Origin of the sequence: Roseateles paludis, from assembly GCF_039872745.1 — a bacterium.
Lineage (GTDB): Bacteria > Pseudomonadota > Gammaproteobacteria > Burkholderiales > Burkholderiaceae_C > Pelomonas > Pelomonas paludis.
In genome coordinates, this window is record NZ_JBDPZD010000006.1 from 260821 (window position 1) to 268772 (window position 7952).

The window sequence follows — 7952 nt, forward strand, 5'->3', positions numbered from 1 at the left end:
TGGCCGCGTCATGCCGCACAGCGATGCTGATTGCATGGCGGAACGGTGTCGATGACGACCGCCCCGGGCGGGCTGCCACGGGGCTTTGGCTGGCTGATGGGGGCGCAGTTTGCGTCGGCCCTGGCGGACAACGCGCTCCTGATCGTGGCGATTGCGCTGCTGCAGGCGCAAGGGCTGCAGGCCTGGTGGGCGCCGCTGCTCAAGGTGGGCCTGATCGCGGCCTATGTGCCGCTGGCGCCCTGGGTCGGGCCGCTGGCCGATGCGCACGCCAAGGGCCGCGTGATGGCGGTGATGAACCTGGTGAAGCTGGCCGGCCTGCTGGCCATGCTGGCGGGCCTGCACCCGGTGCTGGCAATGGCGCTGGTGGGCCTGGGAGCGGCGGGCTATGCGCCGGCCAAATACGGGCTGGTGACGGAGCTGGTGCCGGCGCCGCTGCTGGTGCGGGCCAATGCGTGGATCGAGATCACCGTGGTGGGCGCGGCGCTGCTGGGTGCGGGGCTGGGAGGCTGGCTCGTGAGTGCCGCCTGGCTGGGCCTGGCGGGCAGCCTGCAGGGCTCACTGGCGGCGCTGCTGGCGCTGTACCTGCTGTCGAGCGGGCTCAATGCCTTCATCCCCGATACCGGCTACCGGCGGGCGCCCGCGCGCGGGGGGCGGCAGCCTTCATGCCGGCAGTTCTGGGCCGCGAACCTGCGCCTGTGGCGTGACGCCGAGGGCGGCCTCTCGCTGGCCGCCACGACCATCTTCTGGGGCGTGGGCGCGACGCTGCAATTTGCCGTGCTGCGCTGGGCGCAGGAGCGCTTGGCCCTGCCGCTGGACCAGGCCGCCTACCTGCAGGCCGCCGTGGCGGTGGGCGTGGTGCTGGGCGCCTGGGCGGCCGGGCGCTGGGTGGCGCTGCGGCATGCGCCGCGCATGCTGTGGGCGGGCGTGGCGCTGGGCCTCTTGATGCCGCTGCTGGCCCAGGTGCAGACGGTGCCGCTGGCCGCTGGCCTGCTGCTGGCCGTGGGCGCGGTGGGTGGCGCGATGGTGGTGCCGCTGAACGCGCTGCTGCAGCATCGCGGCCACCAGTTGCTGGCGGCGGGCAGCTCGATTGCGGTGCAAGGCTTCAACGAGAACCTGAGCGTGCTGGCCATGCTGGGCGTCTACGCGCTGTGCCTGCACCAGGGGCTGGACATCGTCAGCCTGCTGTGCGGCCTCGGGCTGCTGGTGGCGGCATCGCTGGGCGGCTTGCTGCTGCGCACGCGGGCGCTGCAGCACGGGGCGGTCAGGACTGGCTGAGCCTCAGCTGACCCAGCGCGCTGCGGATCTCGCGGCGGGTGATGGCGTCTTCCAGCACGGTCTCGAACTGGCTGACGATCTCGGCCCAGCTCAGGCGCAGCGCGGTGCGGCGCGCACCCGCGCCCAGGCGGCGACGGGTGGCCAGGTCATGCCCCGTCTGCAGCGCGGCGGCCACGAAGGCGGCTTCGCTCTCGTCCTGCGCCAGCACGCCATTGAGGCCGCTGTCGATCAGCTCGCCCGCCGCCGCGCTGCGGAAGGCCGCCACCGCGCAGCCGCTGGCCAGGGCCTCGGTGGTGACGTTGCCAAAGGTCTCGGTCAGGCTGGGGAAGAGGAAAACATCGAGGCTGGCGTAGTGCGTGGCCAGGTCGTCGCCGCTGCGCTGGCCGACGAAGTGCGCCTCGGGCACGCGGGCCAGCAGCTCGGCGCGCATGGGCCCATCGCCCACCCACACCAGGCGCGCACGCGGCTGCTGGCGCAGCAACGCCCGGAAGGCGGCCACCACAGCCAGCAGGTTCTTCTCGGGGGCCAGGCGGCCCACGTAGCCGCAGACGAGGTCGTCCGGCCCGGCGCCCCACTCGCCGCGCAGCAGGTCGCTGCGGCGGGCGGGGTCATAGCGCTGGGTGTCCACGCCCCGGCCCACCGTGTGCAGGCGCTCGAAGCCCTGGTCGGCCAGCAGGCGGCGGATGTGCTCGGTGGGCGCCATGGTGGCGTCGCAGCGGTTGTGGAACTTGCGCAGGTAGCCAAGGATGGCCTTGGAGAAGAGGCCCACCTTGTAGTGGCGCCCGTAGGCGTGGAAGTTGGTGCGGTAGTCCGACGTGACGGGCAGCTCCAGGTGCTGCGCGGCCTGCAGCGCCGACCAGCCCAGGGGCCCCTCGGTGGCGATGTGCACCACGTCGGGCCGGTGCTTGGCCCACAGCTGCACCAGCGCCCGCTTGGACGGCACGCCCATGCGCAGGTTGGGGTAGAGCGGCACCGGCAGGCCGCGCGTCAGCACCTCGTCCACATGGGCATTGGCACCCGAGGCATGGGTGGGCTGGCGCGGGCGGATCAGCTGCACGTCGTGATTGCGGCGGTGCAGCTCGTCCACCACGCGCGCCATCGACATGGCCACGCCGTTCACCTCGGGCGGGTAGGTCTCGGTCACCACCGCCAGGCGGCGCGAGTGGCGCGGGGCCGGCAGCTCCTTGACATCAAAGTCCTGTGGCTCGGCGGCGAGGGCGGTGGCGGTGTTCATGCCGCAGATGGTGAGCATGCGCTGCAACAGAACGATGACAGCGGCCCGTCACGCGCTTTTCATGCAGCGGCGCAACCATGCGTGCTGCGGCACTTGGCCGCGCATGCACAAGCTGCCAACGACATGAACCAATTCTTCGAGACCCTGAAGACCCAGCGCTGGGACGACCACCGCTTCTATCACCAGAGCCGCATCAACCAGAGCCTGCACTTCGTCAGCGCGCTCTCCTTTCTGGTGTCGTATGGGCTGGTCTTCATCAACCCGGCCTGGGCGGCACTGCTGGCCTGGGGCGTCTCGATGACCACACGCCAGGCCGGCCACTTCTTCTTCGAGCCGCGCGGCTTTGACCACGTCAACAACGTGACCGACGAGTACAAGGAAGAGATCAAGGTGGGCTACAACATCCAGCGCAAGATTGTGCTGATGGCCGTGTGGGTGGCCCTGCCCGTGCTGCTGTGGCTCACGCCTTCACTGTTCGGCACCATCCAGCCCGCCACCGACCTGCGCGGCTACGTCGAGGATGTCGGCATGGCCTGGTTCTGCCTCGGCGTGGCGGGCCTGCTGCTGCGCGTTGTGCAGCTGTGGCTGACCCGCAGCCTGATGGAGGGCGTGGCCTGGGCCACCAAGATCATCACTGACCCCTTCCACGACGCTGTGCTGTATCGCAAGGCGCCGCTGTACTTGCTGAAGGGGGAGTTGCTGGATCCGATGCTGCATGTGCGTGAGCAGCATTGAGCGCGTCAGGGGCCGCGCCGCTGCGCGGCGGAGCGCTTGATGGCATCCAGTTGGCGCGAATGGGTGGGCGCCAGGGCCCGAAGCGCCTCGACATCGACGGCCTCCAGCAGCTCCACGCCGCGCTCGGCCAGCAGCCGTTTGCCAACCTGGCTGCGGGCCAGGGTGTAGACGCGCTGGAGCTGAGCGCCCAGGCGCTGGGCCGAGGCGGCATCCCGCGCCAGTCGCAGCAGGGCTTCTTGGGCGACCAGCACGGCCCACCGCGACTGGGTGACGACATGGGGGCCCTTGTCCTCCAGCAGCCCGACGGCGTTCTGCGCCCGCGACTCCAGCACGTCGAAAGGCTCCATCACCCTGATGAGGCGCCCAGGGCGCCACTCGACCTCGACACTGCCCGCGATGACACGCCGTGTGAACTCGGCGGACTTGCGCGGGCCAGCGATGGTGTAGAGCTGGTGCAGCACGTCGATGTTGCGCGCGTCGCCTCCAGGGCCAGGTAAGCGCAGCTGGGCGACGATGGCGGTGCGGCTGGACCGAGCAGGCAGTTCAAGGCGGGCCTGAAGCGATTCGGCCAGTTGGGTGGCGCGCTCAACGGAGCCCAGCGCATCGCCATCGTTGGAGATGGCCACCCCGTCGGCGTCGACGCCGAAGCGGCTCATCCAGAAGGCCAGGGCTTGGCCGCCGACGAGCACCATGTCCGCCCCCAGGTTGGCCAGCAGACGATCCACCGTGGCCGCGTTCAGGGGCGCTTCGCCTGGCGGCAGCGCGGGGCGCGTGGCCATGGTGAGTTCAGTACGGCGTGTCGCGCAGCTTCACGCGTTTGGCCTTGTTGCCAGAGAACCAGCTCAGCTGCTTCTGGCTGACACGGCCTGCCCGGGCGTTCTTCATGTCGGCCTGTTGCTGGGCGCGCTTGTGGGCCCATAGAGCCGCGTCGCCGGCCGCCTCGCGCTGGAGCAGTGCAGCCACTTGCGCAACGCTCAGCCCCGTCGCCTCCAGCGCCGCCCCAAGGCGGGCCCAGTGCTCCACCTGCTGTGCCGTTGAGCGCGACAGCACGGCCCCTTCATCCCGGGCAGTGTTGAAAAGCTCGGCGCTGATGCGAACGGAGTTGGACGACATGGCGGGAAGATCGAGGTTGTGTGGCAGATTACCACGCAAGCTGCGCCAGTGTCTCGCGCAACACACTCCGCCGGATCCGCTTCGTCGTCAGCCCTTCATCACGCCACCACCAACCACCCTCACGCATGGCTTCGCAGGCGGCGAGGAAGCGGCGGGCGACTTCTGCAAAGTCGGCCTCGGTGTAGTTGAGGCTGAAGATGAAGCGGCCGGTGCCGACCCAGGACAGGCCCAGGCCCTGCTGGCGCAGGTAGAACTGCAGCATCCAGTGGTAGCGGCCGGGCTGGGTGTAGAGCACGGTCCAGATGGTTTGCAGGTTGGCGACGCGCACGGGGTGGCCGGCGGCTTCGAGCTGGGCGTTGAGGCTGGCGGCGCGGCGGTTCCAGGTGTCGTCGAGGCCCTGGTAGAGCGTGCGGGTCTCGGGGGTTTCCAACCGGTCGAGGAAGGCGGACATGGACGCCATCACATACGGGTGGGCGTTGAAGGTGCCGCGTGCAAAGCAGAGGTCGGCGGGCCGGTCCTCGCGGTAGCGCTTCATCAGCGCGGCCTTGCCGCAGACCACGCCGATGGGCAGGCCGCCGCCCAGGGTCTTGCCGTAGGTGACGAGGTCGGCCTGGACGCCGAAGTACTGCTGCGCACCGCCGGGCGCGAGCCGGAAGCCGACGAAGACTTCGTCAAAGATCAGCACGATGCCGCGCGCGGTGCAGACCTCGCGCAGGCGCTTGAGCCAGGCGGTGTAGGCGGCCTTGTCGTAGTGCGCGCGGCGGCTACCGTCGATGAGGGATGAGTCGCCCGGGGCGTTGGCATTGGGGTGCAGGGCCTGCAGCGGGTTGACGAGCACGCAGGCGATGTCGCGCCGTGTGGCCAGCACGTGCAGCGAGCGCTCGGCCATGTCCTGCAGGGTGTAGGTCTCGCGCGGGGGCAGTGGGTTGCCGGGGCCGGGCTGCACGTCCTCCCACCAGCCGTGATAGGCCCCGCAAAAGCGCACCAGGCGCTTGCGGCCGGTGTGATAGCGGGCCAGGCGCACGGCCTGCATCACGGCCTCGGTGCCGGACATGTGGAAGCTGACTTCGTCGAGCCCGGAGATGCGTTTGAGCCGCTCGGCATTGCTCAGCACGCAGGGGTGGTAGCTGCCGAGCACGGGGCCCAGGGACTCGGCGGCACGGGCACCCTCGGCCATGCAGGCCTTGTAGGCGTCGTAGCCCAGCACATTGACGCCGTAGGAGCCGGTCAGGTCGTAGAAGCGGTTGCCGTCCAGGTCCTCGACCTGCACGCCTTCGCTGGCGCGCAGGAAGGCGCCCACCTGCAGGTGCTCGCGCAGCAAAGGCGAGTACTGGAAGGGCACGCGGTAGCGGCCGGTGAAGGCGAGGTCGGAGATGGAGGTGCGGGCCTGTGCGGTCATGGCTGCCGAGTGGCGGTAGCGCGTGCGGAACTCGTCACCAAGGTGCAACAGGGCTGTGCGACGCTGAGAGGCGACGCTCTCGGGGGCGCCGTCGCTGTTGAACCAGGTGCTGTCGTCGTAGGCATAACCGGGCAACCAACGCGCCAGCCGCTTGGCCATGCGCGAATGGCCAGCCAACGAGCGGTGCTTGGCGCGCGACAGCTCCAGCCGGCGCTTGGCGGCCGGGAGCAGGGCCAGCACGCCGAGTGCCAATGCCGAGAGCGTCAAGGTTTCGTCCATGAACGGGAGACTGAGTGAAGACAGCTGGAGATGTACCCGCCGCGCTTGACAGCGTCATGAATGACGAAACGGTGACGACCACATCCGCGCGGCACGGCTGGCTGGCCCGCCTGGGGGCGCATGAAGACCTGAACTTCCTGCTGACCAATCGCGTGCCGCGCATCGCCCTGACGCGTCTGGTGGGGCGCTTGTCGAAAGTGCGCAGCCGCGCGTTCACACGTTTCGGCATCTGGCTGTGGACGCGCTTCACCGCGCTGGACCTGCGCGACGCGCGCAAGACGGAGTTCGAGTCCCTGCACGACTGCTTCACGCGCGAGCTGAAAGCCGGCAGCCGGCCCTTTGATGCCCGCCCGGAGGTGTTCAGCAGCCCGAGCGATGGCATCGTGGGCGCCTGCGGCCGCGTGGTGGATGGGCAGCTCTACCAGGCCAAGGGCTTCCCGTACTCGATTGCCGAGCTGTTCGGGCCCACGCAGGACCCGAGCCCGTTTGAGAACGGCTGGTATGTGACGCTGCGCTTGACCTCGGCGATGTACCACCGCTTCCACGCCCCGCACGACGCGGTGCTGGAGCACGTGACCTATCTGAGCGGCGACACCTGGAACGTGAACCCGATTGCGCTCCAGCGTATCGAGCGGCTGTTCTGCCGCAATGAGCGGGCGGTGCTGCGCGGCCACCTGGCCGAGGGTGGGCAGCAGCCCTTTGCGCTGGTGCCGGTGGCGGCCATCCTGGTGGCGAGCATCCGCCTGCACTTCCTGGACGTGCTGCTGCACCTCAAGCGGCGCGGCCCCAACGAGATGCCTTGCCGCGCGCGCGTGGCCAAGGGCCAGGAGCTGGGCTGGTTCGAGCACGGCTCGACCATCATCGTGTTCGCGCCGGCAGGCTTTGCGCTGGCTGAGGGCATTGCCGAGGGCGTGCGGGTCAAGGCCGGCGAGGCCTTGATGCGCGTGCCGCAGCACGCCTTCGTCGAGGCCTGAGGCTTACTCCACCACGGGCAGTGGCAGCTGCACGGCGGGCTCAGCCGTCGCACTCTGCGGCACCAGAGCCTCGCTGCTGCGGTCGATGATCTCCAGCCGGCCGTCGTGGTGCTCGACCAGGGCGGTGAGGCTCTCGACCCAGTCGCCGTCGTTGCAATAGAGCACGCCGTCGATCTCGCGAATCTCGGCATGGTGGATGTGGCCGCAGACGACACCATGCGCGCCGCGCTTCTTGGCCTCGCGGGCGACGGCGCACTCGTAGTCGTCAATGAAGGCGACGGCGCGTTTGACCTTGTGCTTGAGGTATTTGGAGAGGCTCCAGTAGGGCAGCCCGAGCTTGGCGCGCCAGTGGTTGAACCAGCGGTTGACCTTGAGCGTGAACTCGTAGGCCACGTCGCCCATGATGGCCAGCCAGCGCGCGTGCTGGACAACGCCGTCGTACAGATCACCGTGGGTGACCCAGAGGCGTTTGCCGTCGGCGGTGACGTGCAGACACTCGTCCATCACGTCCACCCCACCAAAGTTGTGGGCCACGTATTTGCGGGCGAACTCGTCGTGGTTGCCCGGCACAAAGATCACGCGCGTGCCTTTGCGGGCCTTGCGCAGCAGCTTCTGCACCACGTCGTTGTGGGCCTGCGGCCAGTACCAGGAGCGGCGCAGCTGCCAGCCATCAATGATGTCGCCGACGAGGTAGAGGGTCTCGCAGTCCAGGTCGCGCAGAAAGTCGAGCAGGGCCTCAGCCTGGCAGCCGGGCGTGCCCAGATGCAGGTCCGAGATCCAGGCTGTGCGGACGTGGATTTTGGGCGGCTGGGAGTCGGGGTCGAGCACCATGGCCCGTCATGGTGGCGGGGCCGGGTGACGGTGGCGTGTCAGGGCTGGTTCGGGGGGGCACTACTTCGGGGGATGGGTTAGGGCAAGGCGGCGGGCGGGGCCGGGGTGGGGT

Annotated in this window: 8 protein-coding genes; 3 read left to right on the top strand and 5 right to left on the bottom strand. The window is 69.4% G+C overall.

All coding sequences use genetic code 11. The annotated features are described in order from the left end of the window. Window positions 1-51 precede the first annotated feature (51 nt). A complete protein-coding gene (lplT, locus tag ABDJ85_RS18150) occupies window positions 52-1275 on the top strand; it encodes a lysophospholipid transporter LplT (protein ID WP_347706207.1) in 1224 nt (407 codons plus the stop codon). On the opposite strand, the gene ABDJ85_RS18155 is transcribed toward lplT, so the two are convergent. Next, the gene (locus ABDJ85_RS18155; RefSeq protein WP_347706208.1) at window positions 1262-2509 is read right to left on the bottom strand and encodes a glycosyltransferase family 4 protein; all 1248 of its coding nucleotides are present in this window, start codon (window positions 2507-2509) and stop codon (window positions 1262-1264) included. The two genes, lplT and ABDJ85_RS18155, sit on opposite strands and share 14 nt — an antisense overlap. A 123-nt stretch (window positions 2510-2632) precedes the next feature. Between ABDJ85_RS18155 and ABDJ85_RS18160 the strand changes: the two genes are divergently transcribed. Then, window positions 2633-3244, top strand: a complete 612-nt coding sequence (locus ABDJ85_RS18160) for a DUF962 domain-containing protein (RefSeq protein WP_347706209.1) — start codon at window positions 2633-2635, stop codon at window positions 3242-3244. 5 nt (window positions 3245-3249) lie between these two features. Here ABDJ85_RS18160 and ABDJ85_RS18165 read toward each other — a convergent pair whose 3' ends face one another. From ABDJ85_RS18165 to ABDJ85_RS18175, 3 genes are read right to left on the bottom strand one after another with little or no spacing between them, the layout of a single operon-like run. Then, complete coding sequence (locus tag ABDJ85_RS18165) at window positions 3250-4023, bottom strand: hypothetical protein (protein WP_347706210.1); 774 nt, start codon at window positions 4021-4023, stop codon at window positions 3250-3252. A gap of 7 nt (window positions 4024-4030) precedes the next feature. Next, window positions 4031-4357: a TA system antitoxin ParD family protein gene (locus ABDJ85_RS18170; RefSeq protein WP_347706211.1), complete on the bottom strand. Its 327-nt coding sequence runs from the start codon at window positions 4355-4357 to the stop codon at window positions 4031-4033. 28 nt (window positions 4358-4385) lie between these two features. Then, window positions 4386-6035, bottom strand: coding sequence for an aminotransferase class III-fold pyridoxal phosphate-dependent enzyme (locus ABDJ85_RS18175; RefSeq protein WP_347706212.1), 1650 nt, complete (start codon window positions 6033-6035; stop codon window positions 4386-4388). A 56-nt stretch (window positions 6036-6091) separates the two neighbouring features. Between ABDJ85_RS18175 and asd the strand changes: the two genes are divergently transcribed. Next, on the top strand, window positions 6092-7009 hold the full coding sequence (gene asd / locus ABDJ85_RS18180) for an archaetidylserine decarboxylase (RefSeq protein WP_347706213.1): 918 nt from the start codon (window positions 6092-6094) through the stop codon (window positions 7007-7009). A gap of 3 nt (window positions 7010-7012) precedes the next feature. Here the strand turns inward: asd and ABDJ85_RS18185 are convergent, their stop codons facing one another. Continuing rightward, a complete protein-coding gene (locus ABDJ85_RS18185; protein ID WP_347706214.1) occupies window positions 7013-7840 on the bottom strand; it encodes a UDP-2,3-diacylglucosamine diphosphatase in 828 nt (275 codons plus the stop codon). Between the last annotated feature and the right edge of the window lie 112 nt (window positions 7841-7952).